Genomic DNA, 18,594 nt, shown 5'->3' with positions numbered 1-18,594 from the left:
AACGGTGAGTAGATCACCAAACGAAATGAAAACAGAGATGTTAGCAATGATCCTCGCAGGGGGACAAGGGACTCGATTAGGGAAATTAACAAAGAATATTGCTAAACCAGCGGTTCCATTTGGTGGCAGATATCGGATCATCGATTTCACGTTGAGTAATTGTGTCAATTCAGGAATCAAAAATGTGGGTGTTGTCACTCAGTACCAGCCATTAGCACTAAACAACCATATCGGAAATGGTGCAAGCTGGGGATTGGATGGAATTAGTACCGGTGTGACGATCTTACAGCCATATTCAAATTCAGAAGGCGAAAAATGGTTTGAAGGAACCGCCCATGCGATCTATCAAAACATCGCTTATATCGATGAGATGGACCCGCAATATGTCTTGATTTTATCAGGGGACCATATCTACAAAATGGATTATGAAGAAATGCTGGAAAAACACAAAGAAAATGATGCTTCATTGACGGTTGCAGTTCTCGAAGTACCGATGAAAGATGCCTCGCGTTTCGGAATCATGAACACCGATAAAAATGACCGTATCATCGAATTTGATGAAAAACCAGCCGAACCAAAAAGCAATCTCGCTTCAATGGGGATCTATATTTTCGATTGGAGTCGTCTGCGCAGTATGCTGTTGAGTAACTATACAAAAGATGGCGAAATGGTCGATTTTGGGAAACATGTCATTCCTTCTTATCTCGAAAGCGGCGACAACGTTTTTGCCTATCGCTTCTCTGGCTATTGGAAAGACGTAGGAACGATCGATTCATTGTGGGAAGCCAATATGGAATTTATTGATCCAGCAATGGAGTTGAATATTCGGGATAAAAGTTGGCAAGTATTTTCTAAAAACCCAATCGCACCACCACATTTTGTGACTGAGACCGGGGCTGCGAGAAACTCTCTCGTGATGGATGGCTGTTATGTTGCAGGGGAAATCGAGCACAGTATTTTATCAGAAAATGTGCAGGTGAAAGAAGGATCGACGATCAAGGACAGCGTGATCATGCCTGGAGCGGTGATCGGTAGAAATGTTAAATTAAACCGAGTGATCGTTGGGGAAAATGCAGTGATTGGTGACGATGCAGAGATCGATGGAACAGACGAAATTGCCGTAGTCGGCTATTCTGAAATTTTAGGGGTGACGATTGATGAGAACTAATAAAATGTGTGCGATTTTAGGGAATCTGCAACGATACCAAGACTTGATGCCATTAACAGAAAACCGTCCGCTGTCGACTTTATTGTTTGACTGCAAATATCGCTTGTTAGATTTTAATCTTTCAAGTATCGAAAATGCCAATATCAAACAAGTCTATATGATTTTCAATGAAGGAGAAACGCAGTCGGTCTTCGATCATATCGGTGGCGGAAAAGAGTGGAACTTGGACGGCGTACAAAATCGTTTCTTTATTCACCTGTTCCAAGACTCATTGAAAAAGCAAGCAGAAGGACAAGAGTATTATTATAATGTCATCGACTATTTGGAAAAATCCAAATCGGATCATACCGTATTTATGGGCAGCAAAGTCTTATGCAACATTGATTTGCGTGCCTTGCTGAAAATCCATCAGCTACAAGGCAATGAAATGACCGTCGTATACAAACGCATCAGCAGTGACAATGTTTGCGAAAGTGATCTGTTGTTCAATGTAGACAGTGAAGGTCACTTAGAAGAAGCGATCCAAGCGAAAAAAGGTGAGGTCAGTGACCTTGTCAACTTATGTACGGATATTTTTATCATTCAAACAGATCGTCTGATCGCTGCGCTAAAAGAGGGGCAAAAAGTTGGCGCAACGGCAGACCTCGGTCAATTTTTACGAGAAATGATCGCTGTTGAAAATACAGGTCTATATGAGTACACAGGTTACTTAAGTAACATTTATGACATCTCTTCTTACTATCAAACAAATATGGATATGCTCGATGTGCATAAATTTACGTCGTTGCTTTATTCGAATCAAAAGATCTATACCAAACTGAAAAACGAAGTGCCAACGTATTATTCAGAAACATCTGACGTGAAAAATAGCCACTTTGCTTCTGGCTGCATCGTGGAAGGAACGGTCGAACAGTCACTCGTTGCCCGCCGCACGAAGATCCATCCTGAAGCAAAAGTCAAAGGAGCGATCATCTTCGGAAATAATGAGATCAAAGCAGGTGCCGAAGTCTCTTATGCGATCCTAGATAAAAATGTGACCATCGCAGAAGGTGTCAAAGTGCAAGGAACCAAAGAAACGCCAATCGTCATTAAGAAAAATTCTCATGTGACCCAAGACGTTATTGGAGGGGCAAGCGCATGAAGGTTCTGTTTACAGCAGCGGAATGCGCCCCATTTTTTAAAACAGGCGGATTAGGGGATGTTGCAGGGGCATTACCAAAAGAATTGGTCAAAAAAGGCGTCGAGACGATTGTGGTCTTACCCTATTTCACGAAAATGCCTGCTGAATACCAGGAGCAAATGGAAGATTGTTTTTCCTTTGAAGTGGCGGTCGGCTGGCGCAAGCAATATTGTGGGATCAAAAAATTAGTTCTAGGCTCTGTGACCTATTATTTCATAGACAATCTCTACTATTTTGGCCGCGAACGGCTCTATGATTTTTATGATGATGGGGAACGCTTTGCTTTCTTCCAATTAGCCGTGATCGAAATGATGGAACGCATTGAATTTATTCCAGACATCGTGCATGTCAATGATTACCATACGGCGATGATTCCCTTCTTGATCAAAGAAAAATATCATTGGATTCAAGCGTATCAAAACATACGCACCGTTTTGACGATCCATAACATTGGGTTTCAAGGGTGGTATAGTCGCGATATTTTACCAGATCTTTTTGGTATGGGGACTGAGAGATACGATGATGGCACACTACGTTTAAACGATTGCTTGAACTTTATGAAAGCAGGAATCTTGTATGCGGACCGCATCACGACGGTCAGTCCTTCCTATAGTGAAGAAATCAAAACCTCTGAGTTTGGCTGTGGGCTTGAAGTGATTTTACGTATGGAAAGCGGCAAACTCAGCGGCATTTTAAACGGAATTGATTACGAAATGAACGATCCAGAAACCGATCCTCATTTGGACTATCCTTTCAGTGTCGAAGATTTATCAGGAAAAGCTAAAAACAAGCGAGCGCTACAAGAACAATTTGGTTTGCCTACCCGTAAAGATGTCCCATTGATTTCTGTTGTTAGCCGTTTGACCACTCAAAAAGGGTTCCATTTGGTCCTTGAAGAAATGGAAAATCTCTTGCAATTTGATGTTCAGTTCATCTTACTAGGGACTGGCGAACATGATTTTGAAGAAGGCTTTCGCTATTTTGCTCAGAGATATCCTGACAAATGTGCTGCCGCGATTTCTTTTGATATTGCATTGGCGCAAAAGTTATACGCAGCAGCGGATCTTTTCTTGATGCCTTCCGCCTTCGAACCATGCGGACTGTCACAGATGATCGCGATGCGTTATGGTACATTACCGGTCGTTCACGAAATCGGTGGCTTGAAAGATACGGTAGATTCCTATAATCCGATCACGAAACAAGGTACCGGCTTTGGCTTTCAAGAGTTTTCACCATTTTACTTGATGAATGCCTTGAAGCAAGGGATCGAATTGTATCAATCTGATCAGGCAACGTGGAACGTATTGGTCAAGCAAGCAATGGAAAAAGATTTCAGCTGGAATCAAAGTTCCGATCTTTATATCCAGTTGTATAATACTATCAAAGTTTGATTGTTTTAAGACAGAAGAATCCTTGTCTGCAACAGAACTGCTAGTTGTAAGACTAGCAATTTTGGCGGCAAGGATTCTTCTTTTTTATAAATTGAATGCAAAAAGGAGTGTAACCCTATGACAAAAGAACGATTGCGTGAACTGCTAGAAATCAGTGTTCATGAACTCTTTGCGATTGAAGTGGATGAAGCTTCACCACAGGAATTGTTTCAAGCACTAGCCAATGTGGTGAAGCAAATGTATTCAGAAGACTGGCGTCAAACCAGAAAAAATCTCTTGCTGGAGGATCAAAAACAAGCGTACTATTTTTCAATCGAATTTTTGCCTGGCAAAATGCTAAAAAGCAATTTGTTGAATATGCAGCTGTTGGAGCAAGCGGAAGCCGTTTTTGAAGAGTTAGGCGTTTCCCTTGATGACGTTGCGGATACAGAAAAAGACATGGCTTTAGGAAACGGGGGCCTCGGTCGTTTGGCCTCTTGTTTTATGGACTCGCTGGCTTCATTAAGCTTGCCGGGAAATGGGAACGGGATTCGCTATCGCTATGGATTATTTAAACAAAAATTTATTGACGGCCATCAAGTAGAATTACCAGATGATTGGTTACGTTCTGGGAATGTCTGGGAAGTCCGCAAAGAAAGCAAAGCGGTGCCTATTCGATTTGGTGGGCAGGTCTATCTCGTTACGGGAGAGGACGGAAAACTAGCGCCAGTCTATGAAGGCGGCTTTACCTGGCGGGCAGTTCCGTATGACACCGCGATGGTTGGCTATCAGAATCAACACATCAACACACTGCGCTTGTGGAGTGTCGAAGTTCCTGCTGAAGATGAGGCGCATTATGCGACATTGGAATCACGGCAAGCCTTAGAAAATTTGACTGCTGTTTTATATCCAGATGACTCAAACGAGATTGGCAAACGCACACGATTGATGCAAGAATACTTTTTTGTTTCTGCAGGCATTCAAAGTATCATTCGCTATTATAAAAAATCGAATCTGCCTTTAGCGATGCTCAGTGAACGAGTAGCAATCCATATCAACGACACGCACCCAGCGCTTTGTGTCCCAGAACTGATGCGTATTTTAGTTGATGAAGAAGGCCTTGCTTGGGAACAAGCGTGGGCGATCACCGTGAAAGTCATGAGTTATACGAACCATACGATCATGGCGGAAGCCTTAGAAAAATGGCCAGTTCGCATGATTGAAGAAGTGTTGCCGAGAATGGATCAGATCATCAAAGAAATTGATCGGCGCTTTGTCGAAGGAATGCAAGGGGTCCATCCGCAAGCCTTACTGGATCGGACGCGAATCATTATTGATGATCAAGTCCATATGGCACATCTAGCCATCATCGGCAGCCATAGTGTCAATGGGGTAGCCAAGCTCCATTCTGATTTACTAAAATCAGTGGTACTCCATGACTTCTATCTCATTTATCCTGCCCGTTTCAACAATAAGACCAACGGCATCGCACAACGGCGTTGGCTTCAGCTAGCCAATCAACCATTAGCCAAAGTGCTGGATCAGTCGATCGGTACGAGTTGGCGCAATGACCCCTTGGATCTGCAGCTGCTCAAAAATTATTATGAGGACGAAAACGTTCTGCAACAAATTGCCGACGCAAAAATGAGTAACAAGCGTGCACTGGCAAAGTACATTCAAAAAGCAACGGGCATTACAGTAGATCCAACGGCAATTTTTGATGTGCAGATCAAACGCCTGCATGCGTACAAACGACAACTGCTGAATCTAATGCATATCTTGAAGCTCTACTTTGAGGTCAAAGACGATCCGACTGCAGCGTTTCATCCAAGAGTCTTTATTTTTGGTGCCAAAGCAGCACCAAGCTATCACTACGCAAAATCGATCATTAAAGTCATCAATGAAGTGGCGAATCTGATCAATCATGATGAAACCATCAATGATAAAATCAAGGTTATATTTTTAGAAAATTACAACGTTTCATTAGCAGAAAAAATCATTCCAGCAGCGGATGTCAGTGAACAAATCTCATTGGCCTCTAAAGAAGCGTCAGGGACAAGCAATATGAAGTTGATGCTAAATGGGGCAGTAACGATCGCGACTTTAGATGGTGCCAATATTGAGATTCGAGATGCGATCGGTGATGAAAACATTGCGATCTTTGGGTTGACGGAAGAAGAAGTGTATCAGTATTACGCCCAGCATAATTATTCTGCTTACACCTACTATGAGTCAGATCCAGTCTTGCAACGGGTGGTCAATGCCTTTATTGATGGGACGATCCCGAATATTCAAGTTGAAGGTCGGGAAATCTTTGATTCCCTTTTGAAATACAATGATGAATACTTTTTATTAAAGGATTTTCATGCCTATTGTGACGCGCAGCATCGGGTAGATAGTGCCTATCAGGATACGCAACGTTGGCGTAAAGTCAGCCTAATGAATATTGCGAATGCAGGCAAATTTTCGGCAGATGAAACGGTGCGAAATTATGCTGCAGATATTTGGCAGATCGATCCATTATTTGCCCATGTCAAAGAACCGAATGCAGCAAGCTTGACTGAGACGGTGCCTCCAGCCGAATTTAGCTGAAGTGTCCTCATCTGAAATGGTGTAGTCTTTCGTGAAATTCTCCTTAATTTATGGTATGATGAAAAAAATGCATGTAAGAGGATGAGTACAGTGGCAAATTATTTAGATGTGAAACGAAAACACTTCCGTTTTCCTGCTTATGATGATACAGATGGTGTGAAGCTGCAATCCGAGCATCGCCCCGCATTCAGTAAAGCAGATGATTGGATTTTAACCGAAATCAAAGATTCCGTGAGTCATTCTCACAAGGAAGAAAATCAATCTTTGCAGCGTAAAGTGCAGTCCAGCCAACGCGATCGGGGGCACAATGTTCGTCAAAAAGAAGAGCTTGCCAATCACCGTGCCAACTTGCCTCAGTACGGAAAACGTCCAGTGAAAGAGCAGATGCCAACAGGAAAAACCAACTTTTTTGGCAAAGAGGCGAACCATTCTTCTTATCAAGTGACCAGTAAGAAGGAAAAAGCTGAGGTTCCTGTTTCTTCGAAAAAAGAATATTCGGGGCGCTCTTATTTCGTGCCTAAATATATTCCTGCATCGATTATTCCAGATGAGCAAAAACCTGAAATTACGCCGAACGATTTGATGGATGCAATGGCAAAAAAACAAGAAAGTTATTTGTTGTTTGATACTGAACCAGCAGCTTATCAAGTCAAAGAAGAAAATGATCCGACCGTCAAAAAATTCAATCGCCACCCCTCTGTTGGGATGACACGCAGTGAGTTTCGAGCCAGCAATAAAAAAAATGGTGAGAAAAAACGTTCCGTTTTAGATCGATCATTAAAAGGAATGATTGAAGACGATCAACAAGAAGAATCTTCAAATGGCTATTTTCGTTCTAAATAGCAGTGACAGTTACTCTTAATAGAAGTGGTCCTTTGAGCATAACGATGAATGATTTCAGCTAGATGGCTAACATCTAGCTGTTTTTTTTGTGTGCCGAAACTATCGATTTCACAAAGTGATTAGTTGAAATACATTTTTCACCGCCTGAGGAATATTCTGATTTTACTAAGCAATAGCGTGGGCTATAGAATAAAGTGAAACGATCAAAACCATCGTTATTTATAATGTTTGTTATTTTAATTGGCGATTTTTTTGTCATTTAAAATCGATGGCAAGTCAAACGGTGGCAGGACAGTGGTTTTCTGATCAGCTGCAATTGAAAAAGGGAAGCAAGCGTCCTGATGGCTAAAGCTGCTCTTTGGGAAGGCCTGATCCTTGATCGATTTCAAGGGAAAGATACGCTGAAAGGTGGGGCATCAACAAATGAACAAGAAAAAGAGAAAGGTATATTTCACCATCATTATTGGCTTACTTGGAGGACTCTACTTTTTTTCAACCATGAGTGTGTTTTCTTCAAACGTTTTCTTTGCTGCGCAGCTGGAGGAAAAAACGGTTGCGAGTGAATCATTCGATCTGATACGAGAGCAAGAGGCTGAGGAAAGAGTTGCCATTTATTTTGATGAATCAACGAAATCCGGGACTGTAGGAGACCTGTTACTGGTTGCGTTTCATACGGACCGTCCCATTAGTGAAATAGCGATCCGATTGCCGAAAGCTGCGGTTATTGCTGAAGAGGAGTTGCCAAAGGGAGTCAAGATAACGCCACTCACTGAAGAGAACGGTTGGAAACTAATGACCGATACTCCTAGAAGTGATTTTTTGGTTCCATTGATAGTTGATGCAGCAGGATCGTTTCCATTTGAAGCAGCAGATTCAATGATAATGCTTGAAATAAAAGAAGCACGGGAGACAAACCCTACGGACACACAAGAGGATGAGCAAACTGATTCGAGTGACTCCACTGGTCAATTGGATCATTTGGATCAAGAGGATCGAGAAGATCAAGTAGCAGAAGAGAAGGAAATAGAAAGCCAGCTTCCTGAGGCATCAGCATCTGATCCTGGCAATCTTTATCTTTTAGGCGACGACGTAAAAAAAGAGGAGTTGCCAATTGGGTCGAATTTATGGCTGCAATGGTCGATCCGACGGTCAATTATATTTATTTGACAGCCAGTTTTCAAACGAACGATAATCCTCGTTTGGGCATTACGGGAATTGACGGCTGGAGCAGCAGCGTCAATCCTAATGGCGGATTAGCCTATGTTTATATCAATGCCAGGGAAGTCTCAAGAACGTTAATCATCGATGGCCTCGACAAATATCAGATGGATCTTAGAGCCGTAGCGATCTGTTTTCGCGATTCCAGTGTCAATCCAGACTCCCCGTGGGACATTACTTTGCAAAATTTGAAACTCTACCATGGAAACTTTTGGGGGGCAATTGAATACCATGATTTGAATATGTCAAATCAGCAGCGTTCAATCATTCGGTACCACAATCTTAACCATACGGGCAATCAGTTGTTTTACGGGTTGCACTCTCGAGCCAGCTTTTCTGGACATTCGGTTTCACACCAAACGCCTAGATATACCTCAGACTTCAATGCTTCTTGGACGATTCACACAAATACTCAGGCGAATTTTGAAATCAACCAAATAGAGCTTCGTGAGGGAGCAAACGTCGAAATGTCGACGATCAGCTCAGGAAATCTTGATTTTTATAATACAAATGCGCGTCTCGTATTAGGGGATAATGCCCGACTATCATTAAATGCCAACGGTTCAGCTGGTGAAGCAGGCGGTGCTAATATTCGCTTTGTCGCTGGCAATGGACGCATTGAGTTAGGAAAAGGCGCGGAATTGGCACTAAATACACAAAACAACAGCCCAGCAGTCATCACATCAGGCACGCCCCATGATATTCGCTTAATGGAAAAAAGTCGCTTGTCGGTTGCTGCTGCAAACCGAACGTTGTACAGTCATATTTTCTGGTTAAGTGCCAATACGCATGTCACCTTAGAAGACAGCAGCACCTTAGAGGTTGAAGCAACAAATCAAAATACAACCGCAAATATCTTCCACTTCTCTGGCACGACTGGCAATCTCAACGTAGGCAAAGATGCTACCTTAGATATTCGTTCGGACAGCCCACAGGCTGTCCAACGGCTACTTTTCTTTACCGGTGCCAACAATCCCGCAAGATTGACGATCGACGATGCCAAGCGTGTCAATTTGCAAAGAACCCGCGCCATAACGACCACCACAAATGGTCTAATTGAAGGGGGAGGAATCACTGCAAAGAATCAGGCGATTCGCCAGTGGCGGCATGGAAATACAGGAGAGACAGTTGATTTTCAGTGGCAACCGATTCTGTCCATGACTGCGGCGATTTCAGGAACCAATACCAATGTGACCAACGTATCTTCGCTAAATGAGGAAACAAGTCGAGGGTTTGCCGCGCAGTTTGCTTCTCGTTCGCAACGGTTATTGTTTGAGAACATACCAGACGTCACGGTGACCATCGATCCTTTGACAGAAGATAGAACCTTACCTAATGCCTATACGATTTCGGGAACCGCCAATCCTGGTAGCTACCTTCGATTCCAAAGAGAGGGACTGATGCCAGAACCGACGCTTGAAACGACAGTCGATAATGCTGGCAATAGCACGTATTTTCACAGCCAAGCGGATGAAAACGGGCATTATTTACTTGATCTATCTGATTTAGAACCTTTCCAGTATTTTACTCAAGGTGAGGTGGTCACCGCTCAGGCATTTCTTGATGGCAAATGGGCAGAAGCATCAACCACTGTGGAACCCATTGGTGACGTAGACCCAAAAGATCCCCTTGATCCTGATCAACCGATTCTACCTGAAAATCCACCCTTGATACCAGAAAATCGCGGGTTTATCAGTATAGACTTTGTTTCACAATTCGATTTTGGTACAGTACCGATTCGCTCGTCGACAAGCCGCTATCCGGCGCTTCCGCAACGAATTTCTTTAGTGGATGATCATGAATCAACCGAACGACCAAACTACATTCAGGTTTCCGATCGTCGATTTCTTCAAAAGGGCTGGACCTTGAGTGCCCGATTATCAGAGGAAGGGTTCGTTAGCACGGATGCGTTTAAGCACCACTTAAAAGGAGCGAGTGTGCATTTGACGAATATTGAAATGGTTACCTCTAGAGAAAATCCCTCTGAAGCACCAGACTACTTTGATGCAATCGAGCTGGGACCGCAGAACCAAGTGATTGCACGTGCCAATGAAAAGCAAGGGGCGGGAACTTGGATTCAACGCTATGGAAACGAGGATACCATGCAAAAAAGTGTCGAGCTGGAAATCCCTATTGGCGCGAGGCCGCAAGCAACAAGTTATCAAGGAACCATCCATTGGGAGCTGAGTTTCGTACCTGGTGCTGACGAATAACCCCTTGGAAAACAAGTAAGTATGTTCTGCAATCGTGAATATGATCGAACACTGTAAAAGTTGATCAGACAAAAAGAAGTCCATTTGCCATTGGACTTCTTTTTTGTCTGAAACAAACGAGTAGTGGTTTACACTACTTTTCCCACTTTGGTAGATACGCTTTTCAATCAATAGAAGTGAGTGAAACCACAGGTAGTGTATCGATGAGCAAAATCATAACATGGTAGCCATCAACAAAATCACCTAAGCACTGTGTCTTCTCCAGCATAAATTTTATTTAGCTATTTTAGTAATTAAATCCTGCTCAAATATTTTAATTTTCGCTTGCCTTTTGATATGCTAAGAACAAGGGGGAATCAAAGATGGAAGTTGATCTACAAATGCTGGCGATGATTTTCTTTATCAATCTCGCCTATGTCACATTGAACACACTGCGATTTTTATTGACAATGAAAGGGTATCGCGTGATTGCCCCATTAGTGAGTATGATCGAAATCACGATCTATATTTTAGGCTTATCTATGGTATTGGATCGTTTGGATAACCCGCTGAATCTCTTGTTCTATGCACTAGGCTATGCTGCAGGAGTCAGTATCGGGATCAAAATCGAAGATAAGCTGGCTCTGGGCTATACAATGGTCACAGTGATCCTACCTAGTAATACGGATGAAGAAAAGAGTTTGCCGAAGATTTTGCGACAAGAGGGTTATGGTGTGACACAAAGCTTTGGTGAAGGATTGGAAGGCCCGCGACTGATTTTAGAGATTCTTTCCCAAAGAAAAAGTGAGAAAAAGCTCTATCAAACGATCAAAGCGGTGGAAGAGCGAGCGTTTATCATCAGCTATGAACCCAAGTATATTTCGGGCGGTTTTTGGACCAAAAAAATCAGCCGTAGAGAGGCGAAGTTGAAAAAGCAAGCACCTGTTGATTGAGGAACTAGAGGCAGCTTGATCCATTCGTGAAGAATAGTTGCATAATAAGCAGGGAGTTTATTGATGAGAGGAAGCGTTAGGTGTGGAAAAGAAAGCAAATGGCATGATGGCGGTCATCGCTGCACTGATCTCAAACATTTTGGTAGCGATCAGTAAGTTTGTCGGTTATGCCTTGAGCGGTAGTGCGGCCATGCTGAATGAAAGCATTCATAGTGTCGTGGATTGCAGCAATCAGATCTTTTTATTGATCGGTGATAAACGGGCAACAAAGGGACAAAGTGAACTGCATCAGTTTGGTGAAGGTCGGGCGAAATATTTTTTCAGCACGATCGTTGCGATGATGCTCTTCTTTGGTGGGGGCGCATTAGGCGTGATGGAAGCAGTGGAAAAGCTGCTGCATCCCGCCCATGAAGTCGGCAATACTTGGTTAGTGATCGCTATCTTGATCTTCGGGATGATCGTTGAAGGAAGTTCGTTGTGGATCGCAATCAAGGAGATCCGCGAGCTAAACGTCGAACGTCAACCAATCTATCGTTTTTTGAAAGAAAGTCGGCATAGTGAGATTTTGATCATTTTCACAGAAGACTTTTGTGCGGTGATCGGTCTGATGATCGCACTGATCGGAACGGTTTTAACAATGATTACCGGGAACGCATTTTTTGATGCCTTCAGCGGCTTATTGATTGGTCTTTTATTGATGGTAGCAGCGATCTTCTTAGCCCGCGAATTTTACAGTCTACTGATTGGGGAAAGTGTTACTAAACGTGATTTAGCGGTGATCAAACAAGCGTTTGAACGTCCCGATGTTGATCGCTTGATCGATGTGAAAACAGTCCATTTAGGGCCAGCAGAAATTTTGATTGCAGCGAAAGTCGATATTGCCGCAAAACAAGAAGAGGTCGGCTATGAGATCGTTAATGAGATCGAAGCCGAGATTCGACATCAAATGGCAGATAAAAAAGTCTATATTTATATTGAAACGGATGAGTACGATCCTCACTACATGGAAAAGCGGCGCAAACTTGTGCGACCTTCCCACTGATTTAGCTAGAATAAAGCTGTTTTTTTTGATACAATAGACAAGGATTATCACATAGTGAAGGAGATTTCAAAATTATGATCAATGCAAGTGACTTAAGAGCTGGAATGACGTTTGTTCAAGACGGCAAACTTATCAAAGTATTAGATGCCAGCCACCACAAACCAGGTAAAGGAAATACGGTTATGCGTATGAAATTACGTGACGTTCGGACTGGTTCTACTTACGATACAACCTTCCGTCCAGAAGAAAAATTTGAAAAAGCGCATATCGATACGAAAGCTGTACAATACCTATATACAATGGACGATACCGCATTCTTTATGGATCTGGAAACCTATGAACAATATGAAATTCCAGTTGAAGTGGTTGAAGAAGAAATGAAGTTCATTCTAGAAAACATGGAAGTAAAAATTCAATTCTTCGGCAGCGAAGTAATCGGCGTGCAATTACCTTCAAGTGTAATCTTGAAAGTTGTTGAAACACAGCCATCAATCAAAGGGGCAACTGTGACTGGTTCAGGAAAGCCAGCAACGATGGAAACGGGCTTAGTTGTCAATGTTCCTGACTTTGTTGAAGAAGGCGAAATGCTAGAAATCAATACAGCTGAAGGTACTTATTTAAAACGTGCAAAATAGCAAAAAAACCGCGACTTGTTCGCGGTTTTTTCTTTGCTCAAGTTGTGTTTAGAAGTGGCTCATTGTCCTTTTGCCGATCTTTTTTGTAAAGGATAGATACTATAAGGTTTACTGATAAAGTAGGCGACGGAGCAGACGATCACAAAGAAGGGTAGATTTTGAAAGCCAAAGACTTCTCCACCAATAAAGATCGGTGCAAATAAGGTGCTAGTGGCGCTGCCAAAAACACTGGCATAGCCTAGTGCTGCTACCAGTTCGATAGGCAGTCCGAACAGTGGCGCCAACACGACCCCCAAAGAAGAGCCAATCGCAAACAAAGGGGTGACTTCTCCACCCAAAAAACCAATGCTGATGGTTAATACGGTCAACACCAACTTAAGCAGCCAATCATAAGAATAGATCGGTTGCTTCGTGAAACTCGCGCTGATCAAATTTGTTCCTAAGCCTGAATAACGCCCTTGATACAACAAAACAAAAAGCAAGACTAACGCCAATGCGCCAATCCCAATACGCCACAGTGGATTCGGGAAGCGCCGCTTCATGATGCGTTTCATCGTTTCTAAACATCCCGCAAAGCTGCCGCCAACCATACCAAAAATCAACCCAATCACAAGTAATTTCAGAAAAACAGGTATCGTCAAATCGACGGATTGAGGCAACATAAGACTAAATTTTTCTAAGCCTAACCATTGAGAAGTCGTACTAGCAGTGAAAGCAGCCAGCAAAGCAGGTAAGAGGGCATGATGACTGAATTTACCGATGACAAGCACTTCCAATGCAAAGAACGTCGCAGCGATGGGGGTTTCAAATAAACCAGCAAATCCCGCAGCCATCCCAATCATGATCAGGGTGCTGGCGTACTTTTCTAGTCGCACCCAATTTCCTAAACGATTGGCGATGGTGGCACCTAACTGAACCGCAACTCCTTCTCTGCCTGCGCTTCCTCCAAATAAATGCGTCAGCCAGGTTCCCACCATTACAAAAGGAATCAAACGCAGCGGAATATCTTTTTCTTCTTCCTGCCCGACTAAAAACACTAAGTTCATTCCTTGAGGACTCCGATCGCCATACTTTTGGAAAAGGTAAGTAAAGCAAATACCGATAATTGGTAAGAAGAGAATCAATGGCAAAAAATGACTTTCACGGAAGGCACTTAAGAACAGTAAAATTTTGCCAAAGAAAGTGTCAACAGCTCCAGCAAGCACCCCAATCACCAGACTGAGCAAACCTAATGCAGTCAGTTCAAAATACGTTGTTTCTTGTTTCTTCATTTCTATCACGATCCTTTAAAAAAGATAGGAATAATGCTCTTGCAACTATGACGAACGAGTGAAAATAAAAAATGACTACTACACACTAAAAAAAAGTGGTAGAAGTCATTAGCAAAATTGCGGTTTCAGTAAGAACTGAGGGAGACATTCATTCCCTATTAGCATCAATATTATCTGATAAAACCCTCGTTTTGTCAATGGATGCTGGTCGTGAAAAGCAATCCAACGAATACTTATCTTTTATACATACTTATGGTAAAATTAATTTCATAAGAATTTACATGTGAATTGAGCGTCGGAAGAGTCAATGGCAAGAAAAGGGATGAAAGGACGATCCTTCTACTGGTTGACCAAGGGGAAAACAGTGGGTAGTGAGGAATCGAAGGGGAAAAAAGAATGATTGCATTTATGACGATCGAAAAATGGCTGCAAAGTGAGCGTTTTTACTATGTGATCCTACCAATTCTCATGGTGGTTGGTCTGATCGCATTATTAGGGTTCCTGATGGTTCTGCTTTATCGAGAAAACCGTAACCCGAAAGTGACGCTATTGCTTGGCGGCATAGTCGTTGCGTGTCTGCTAGGCTTTTTTATTGGAGATCAAGTGTATGGTGAATTCAAAACGTATAATGCGCTGATCACACCGAATATCCGAGACCGCGAAAAAATGTTTTTAGGCTATAAATATTACGAATCTGATACTACAGCAGTTTATCAGCGCATCCAAAGCAATAAAGCGATTGAAACTTTAGGGATCTATCAAGCAGTACCAGTGGAACGGGCGATTGAATTTCTTGGATCTGCTCATAACTCCGTATATTTTAAAATGGGCGCCCAGGTTTATTATGCTCGCTATCAACCGACATTTGTGGAAGAGGAAACAACGGCTAAGCTGCAGGGGGTTCAATACCATTTGACTGATCCTTCCTTTGAAACGATCGGCTTCTATTCCGAAACCAACAACTATTTGACGGCAATTACGATTCCAAAGTCTCAAGAAACCCTCGAATATCAATCCGTCGATTCTGTGATCCCGAAAGAATTTGGGAAAAGTCAAACCCAATGGGCGTTACCAAATAGGAATGAATAACCATAAAAGAAAACTACCTAAGTCACGAAAGAAAGCTCCTTCAAGCAGGAATCTTCCGTGCGCAGGTAGTTTTTTTGTATGCTTGCTCAGATAACATTACTCTCGCTATGGCTGCTCAGGTAGTCCTCTTTCTTTTTGCGAGACAATTTTTTGAAGGCGGCTTCTGCTTGAGTGGCTTCACTGCGAGTGGAAAAGCTTTCCGCATGGATCATTTGTAATGGTCTGCGACTAGCAGGACGGGTATATTTTGCTCCGATCCCTTTGTTGTGCTCTAATAAGCGGCGGCTCAAATCAGTGGTATAACCACCGTAGAAGGATTGATCGTTGCAACGCAACACATAAAAATAATGATTCTCAGCAGCCATAGAGCATCGCCTTCACTTCGGGACTATAGGCACCCGTTTCATCATAGGTAATGAGAGGGGAATCAATTTTAAAGCCATCCGCCTTGCCATCCTTGATTCCTTCAATCAATAAAATATTGGCCTCTTTGCCTACTTTCGGATAGACGAAGCGGACGCGCTTTGGTGCGATTCGATGGGCGCGCATATGGTCCAAAATATCGAGAAAGCGATCCGGGCGATGAACCATCGCAAACCGTCCGTTCATTTTTAACGCTTTGCTAGCGGTTTGGATCACTTCATCTAAAGTTGTGGTGATCTCGTGCCGAGCGATCGCTAAATAGGGATTCGGGTTTTTGATCGCCGTCGGTACATTTTTAAAATAAGGGGGATTGCAGACCAATAGATCGACGGAATCAGGCTTGATTTTTTGAAAGAGGTTCTTCAAGTCCAAAGGATAGACCGTCAGCTGGTCTTGCAAGTCGTTTAATTCGATACTGCGCTGCGCCATATCCGCTAAGCGTTCTTGCAATTCGATTTGATAAATATGAGCGGTCGTTTTTTTGCTGATAAATAAACCGACTGCGCCATTCCCTGCACAAAGGTCAACGATTACGCCTCTTTTTGGCACTCTAGCGTAATTTGCTAATAACACAGCATCTAATGAAAAAGAAAAAACTTCGGAACTTTGAATGATCTTGATGTCATCGGCATACAATTGGTCGATGCGTTCGTTCGGTTGCAACATGAAGCATACTCCTGTTCTAAATTCATTTCAATGTATTATACTACGATTAAGAATAATGGGAAACGCTAAAAAATGCTTGTCATTTAAACCGTTTTTTTGCATACTTGAATAGGAGAGAAATAGAAAGGAAAATGAGTATGTTTTTTCGCTTTATGCGCGGTGTGGTTCGCGTAGTATTATTTTTGATCAACGGCAATGCTCGTTATCAAAACAAAGAGGTTTTACCTAAAAATGAAAACTACATTTTAGTGGCTCCTCACCGAACCTGGTGGGATCCATTGTACCTAGCAGTGGCTGCTCGACCAAAGAAATTTAGTTTTATGGCGAAAGAAGAGCTGTTCAAAAACCCGATTTTACGGTTCATTTTGATCCATGCCAATGCTTTTCCAGTTAAACGAGACAAACCGGGACCGAGCGCGGTAAAGACGCCAGTCAAAATTTTGAAGGAAACGGATCTTAGCTTGATCATGTTTCCAAGTGGTACGAGACACGCAACGGCCTTAAAAGGCGGCATGGCGTTGATCGCAAAAATGGCTAAGGTCAAGATCGTTCCCTCTGTTTATCAAGGACCGCTGACGTTAAAAGATCTTTTTAAACGCAAGCGAGTAACCGTCCGCTTTGGGGAGCCCATTGACATCAGTGACATCAAAAAGATGGACAAAGAGGGCTTGGCGGAAGTCGAACGGCGCATCCAGGGTGCATTTGACACACTGGATCAAGCGATTGATCCGTCATTTGTTTATCAAATCGATGAGTCCAAAAGAGAAGATTAATACCTAAGAAAAGCCGCTGATCCTTTTGTGATCAGCGGCTTTTTTCTAAAGAGTTAATCCAATAATTCGAAAGCAAATTTGGTCCACGGTTTTAAATATTCCAACAAAGGCAGCTCGTCACTTGAAATGGCGCCGACTTTGTTTTTCCGTGTGTCTTGGTGAGGGGTCAAAACGATCTGCAATTCGTTTTTGTATTGGCCAAAGGTATCATTGCCGATAACGATGTCCCCATAGGCAAAAGGTTCTTGGTTTGTATGAGGGAGGTTTTCGATGGGACGGTACTTCACCCGTGATTGTGTGGAACGAGCGACTAACGCATTACTGTCACCACGCCGAAAATGATTGGTTTCGGCTAATATTCTTCGTTCGATTTCGCTGGCCTCTGCTTCTACGAGAACGCCAAAGGTCAGCTTGTAACGATCGATCGCCGCCAGAGCTTTCAGCTCTGCATCCGACGCATAAGCATTGCCGATAATCACGGTATCGATCAACCCAGAAGCAAAAAGCAGCTTCCCTTGCAGCGCCAATGGTAAATCTCGACAAGATTCTAAGGTCGGTAAGCCATCATTGACTTCCCAAGGGCCGATTTTGGCTGATTGACTAGTGATGAAGGCGGCTGTTTTCAACCCATATTTTTTAAAACGTTGACTGCAGCTGCGGAAAAAAGCATCCGTTAAGCCTGTGCCTCGTTGGGGGTAAAAATTGTGGCAGCCATATAAAAAAGGTTCATTGGCTTGATAAGAAAGGATATTTTCTAAATAGTTCACATCATTACTCATATTCAATTCAATCGCCAAGCCAAATGGATTAAAGGTCAGCTGGGCTTCTTTACTGCCATCAAACCCTTGATCCAAGCGGATACCGTCCGCGCCTAATTCTGCAAAGAAGCTAAGATCGTCATAAGAGATCGCCAGATCACTAAAAACAGCAGGCGAAATATCTAATATCGTTTCAAAGCCAAGGTTCTTGGCAAAGCCGATAATCGAAGAGAATTTTTTTCTGACGGTCTCTTTGCCTTCACTGACTTCTAGCATACTCATAAATAAGCGAGAGTAACCAAGGGCAGCAGCTTTTTTTAAATAGTCTTGATCCAGTAAAGGATCACTATGGTCGGGGTAAATCGAAAGGCCAATTTCTCGTTTCAATGGTTTTCCTTCTTTCTAAAAAACCGCACGAAAC

16 protein-coding genes and 1 riboswitch are annotated in these 18,594 nt (G+C 42.8%); of the genes, 12 read left to right on the top strand and 4 right to left on the bottom strand.

Features of this window, described 5'->3' with window-relative positions:
- Positions 1 to 25 precede the first annotated feature (25 nt).
- The 10 genes from IGI76_RS10435 to efp all read left to right on the top strand — a co-directional run bounded on the left by IGI76_RS10435 (position 26) and on the right by efp (position 13,193).
- On the top strand, positions 26 to 1,168 hold the full coding sequence (locus IGI76_RS10435; RefSeq protein WP_016610807.1) for a glucose-1-phosphate adenylyltransferase: 1,143 nt from the start codon (positions 26 to 28) through the stop codon (positions 1,166 to 1,168).
- Positions 1,158 to 2,309, top strand: coding sequence for a glucose-1-phosphate adenylyltransferase subunit GlgD (glgD, locus tag IGI76_RS10430; RefSeq protein ID WP_016610808.1), 1,152 nt, complete (start codon positions 1,158 to 1,160; stop codon positions 2,307 to 2,309). Before IGI76_RS10435 ends, glgD begins: the two co-directional genes overlap by 11 nt.
- Positions 2,306 to 3,739: a glycogen synthase GlgA gene (glgA, locus tag IGI76_RS10425; protein ID WP_231434819.1), complete on the top strand. Its 1,434-nt coding sequence runs from the start codon at positions 2,306 to 2,308 to the stop codon at positions 3,737 to 3,739. The genes glgD and glgA overlap by 4 nt, the downstream gene beginning before the upstream one ends.
- 117 nt (positions 3,740 to 3,856) lie before the next feature.
- The gene (locus tag IGI76_RS10420; protein WP_231434818.1) at positions 3,857 to 6,310 is read left to right on the top strand and encodes a glycogen/starch/alpha-glucan phosphorylase; all 2,454 of its coding nucleotides are present in this window, start codon (positions 3,857 to 3,859) and stop codon (positions 6,308 to 6,310) included.
- 81 nt (positions 6,311 to 6,391) lie between these two features.
- Entirely contained in the window at positions 6,392 to 7,153 is a 762-nt protein-coding gene (locus IGI76_RS10415) for a hypothetical protein (protein WP_231434817.1), read from the top strand.
- Positions 7,154 to 7,576: 423 nt separating this feature from the next.
- The gene (locus tag IGI76_RS10410; protein WP_416337219.1) at positions 7,577 to 8,320 is read left to right on the top strand and encodes a hypothetical protein; all 744 of its coding nucleotides are present in this window, start codon (positions 7,577 to 7,579) and stop codon (positions 8,318 to 8,320) included.
- Positions 8,278 to 10,584 (top strand): WxL domain-containing protein, encoded by a 2,307-nt coding sequence (locus IGI76_RS10405; protein WP_416337218.1) that lies wholly within the window; start codon positions 8,278 to 8,280, stop codon positions 10,582 to 10,584. Before IGI76_RS10410 ends, IGI76_RS10405 begins: the two co-directional genes overlap by 43 nt.
- 362 nt (positions 10,585 to 10,946) lie before the next feature.
- Complete coding sequence (locus tag IGI76_RS10400; RefSeq protein ID WP_005229664.1) at positions 10,947 to 11,516, top strand: DUF2179 domain-containing protein; 570 nt, start codon at positions 10,947 to 10,949, stop codon at positions 11,514 to 11,516.
- 103 nt (positions 11,517 to 11,619) lie between these two features.
- A complete protein-coding gene (locus IGI76_RS10395) occupies positions 11,620 to 12,558 on the top strand; it encodes a cation diffusion facilitator family transporter (RefSeq protein ID WP_233784951.1) in 939 nt (312 codons plus the stop codon).
- 74 nt (positions 12,559 to 12,632) lie between these two features.
- Positions 12,633 to 13,193 carry an elongation factor P gene (gene efp, locus IGI76_RS10390; protein WP_005229668.1) on the top strand — a complete coding sequence of 187 codons (561 nt, stop codon included), beginning with the start codon at positions 12,633 to 12,635 and terminating at the stop codon, positions 13,191 to 13,193.
- A 59-nt stretch (positions 13,194 to 13,252) separates the two neighbouring features.
- On the opposite strand, the gene IGI76_RS10385 is transcribed toward efp, so the two are convergent.
- On the bottom strand, positions 13,253 to 14,464 hold the full coding sequence (locus tag IGI76_RS10385) for a chloride channel protein (protein WP_121260985.1): 1,212 nt from the start codon (positions 14,462 to 14,464) through the stop codon (positions 13,253 to 13,255).
- Between the two features lie 92 nt (positions 14,465 to 14,556).
- Positions 14,557 to 14,629, bottom strand: a riboswitch (Fluoride riboswitch).
- A gap of 231 nt (positions 14,630 to 14,860) precedes the next feature.
- Between IGI76_RS10385 and IGI76_RS10380 the strand changes: the two genes are divergently transcribed.
- Complete coding sequence (locus IGI76_RS10380; RefSeq protein WP_005229673.1) at positions 14,861 to 15,553, top strand: hypothetical protein; 693 nt, start codon at positions 14,861 to 14,863, stop codon at positions 15,551 to 15,553.
- Between the two features lie 86 nt (positions 15,554 to 15,639).
- Here IGI76_RS10380 and IGI76_RS10375 read toward each other — a convergent pair whose 3' ends face one another.
- A complete protein-coding gene (locus tag IGI76_RS10375; protein WP_005229675.1) occupies positions 15,640 to 15,918 on the bottom strand; it encodes a GIY-YIG nuclease family protein in 279 nt (92 codons plus the stop codon).
- Positions 15,908 to 16,642: a tRNA1(Val) (adenine(37)-N6)-methyltransferase gene (locus IGI76_RS10370; RefSeq protein WP_005229677.1), complete on the bottom strand. Its 735-nt coding sequence runs from the start codon at positions 16,640 to 16,642 to the stop codon at positions 15,908 to 15,910. Before IGI76_RS10370 ends, IGI76_RS10375 begins: the two co-directional genes overlap by 11 nt.
- 137 nt (positions 16,643 to 16,779) lie before the next feature.
- Here IGI76_RS10370 and IGI76_RS10365 point away from each other — a divergent pair, with 137 nt between their 5' ends.
- Positions 16,780 to 17,415, top strand: coding sequence for a lysophospholipid acyltransferase family protein (locus IGI76_RS10365; protein ID WP_005229679.1), 636 nt, complete (start codon positions 16,780 to 16,782; stop codon positions 17,413 to 17,415).
- Between the two features lie 53 nt (positions 17,416 to 17,468).
- On the opposite strand, the gene IGI76_RS10360 is transcribed toward IGI76_RS10365, so the two are convergent.
- Positions 17,469 to 18,560, bottom strand: a complete 1,092-nt coding sequence (locus IGI76_RS10360) for a DUF871 domain-containing protein (protein WP_201689510.1) — start codon at positions 18,558 to 18,560, stop codon at positions 17,469 to 17,471.
- Positions 18,561 to 18,594: the final 34 nt, after the last annotated feature.

It is taken from the genome of Enterococcus sp. DIV2449a, from assembly GCF_051711225.1.
Classification (GTDB): Bacteria; Bacillota; Bacilli; order Lactobacillales; family Enterococcaceae; genus Enterococcus_D; species Enterococcus_D casseliflavus.
The sequence above is the reverse complement of the archived record's forward strand: the minus strand, read 5'-3'. Positions and strand labels throughout refer to the sequence as shown.

Excerpts from the sequence above, each read along its gene's own strand:
- glgD (WP_016610808.1), top strand. The coding sequence starts at position 1,158 with ATGAGAACTAATAAAATGTGTGCGATTTTAGGGAATCTGCAACGATAC.
- IGI76_RS10435 (WP_016610807.1), top strand. The coding sequence starts at position 26 with ATGAAAACAGAGATGTTAGCAATGATCCTCGCAGGGGGACAAGGGACT.
- IGI76_RS10405 (WP_416337218.1), top strand. The coding sequence starts at position 8,278 with ATGGCTGCAATGGTCGATCCGACGGTCAATTATATTTATTTGACAGCC.
- IGI76_RS10375 (WP_005229675.1), bottom strand. The coding sequence starts at position 15,918 with ATGGCTGCTGAGAATCATTATTTTTATGTGTTGCGTTGCAACGATCAA.
- IGI76_RS10370 (WP_005229677.1), bottom strand. The coding sequence starts at position 16,642 with ATGTTGCAACCGAACGAACGCATCGACCAATTGTATGCCGATGACATC.
- IGI76_RS10395 (WP_233784951.1), top strand. The coding sequence starts at position 11,620 with ATGATGGCGGTCATCGCTGCACTGATCTCAAACATTTTGGTAGCGATC.
- IGI76_RS10410 (WP_416337219.1), top strand. The coding sequence starts at position 7,577 with ATGAACAAGAAAAAGAGAAAGGTATATTTCACCATCATTATTGGCTTA.
- IGI76_RS10420 (WP_231434818.1), top strand. The coding sequence starts at position 3,857 with ATGACAAAAGAACGATTGCGTGAACTGCTAGAAATCAGTGTTCATGAA.
- IGI76_RS10415 (WP_231434817.1), top strand. The coding sequence starts at position 6,392 with ATGAGTACAGTGGCAAATTATTTAGATGTGAAACGAAAACACTTCCGT.
- IGI76_RS10400 (WP_005229664.1), top strand. The coding sequence starts at position 10,947 with ATGGAAGTTGATCTACAAATGCTGGCGATGATTTTCTTTATCAATCTC.
- IGI76_RS10365 (WP_005229679.1), top strand. The coding sequence starts at position 16,780 with ATGTTTTTTCGCTTTATGCGCGGTGTGGTTCGCGTAGTATTATTTTTG.
- IGI76_RS10380 (WP_005229673.1), top strand. The coding sequence starts at position 14,861 with ATGATTGCATTTATGACGATCGAAAAATGGCTGCAAAGTGAGCGTTTT.
- IGI76_RS10385 (WP_121260985.1), bottom strand. The coding sequence starts at position 14,464 with ATGAAGAAACAAGAAACAACGTATTTTGAACTGACTGCATTAGGTTTG.
- efp (WP_005229668.1), top strand. The coding sequence starts at position 12,633 with ATGATCAATGCAAGTGACTTAAGAGCTGGAATGACGTTTGTTCAAGAC.
- glgA (WP_231434819.1), top strand. The coding sequence starts at position 2,306 with ATGAAGGTTCTGTTTACAGCAGCGGAATGCGCCCCATTTTTTAAAACA.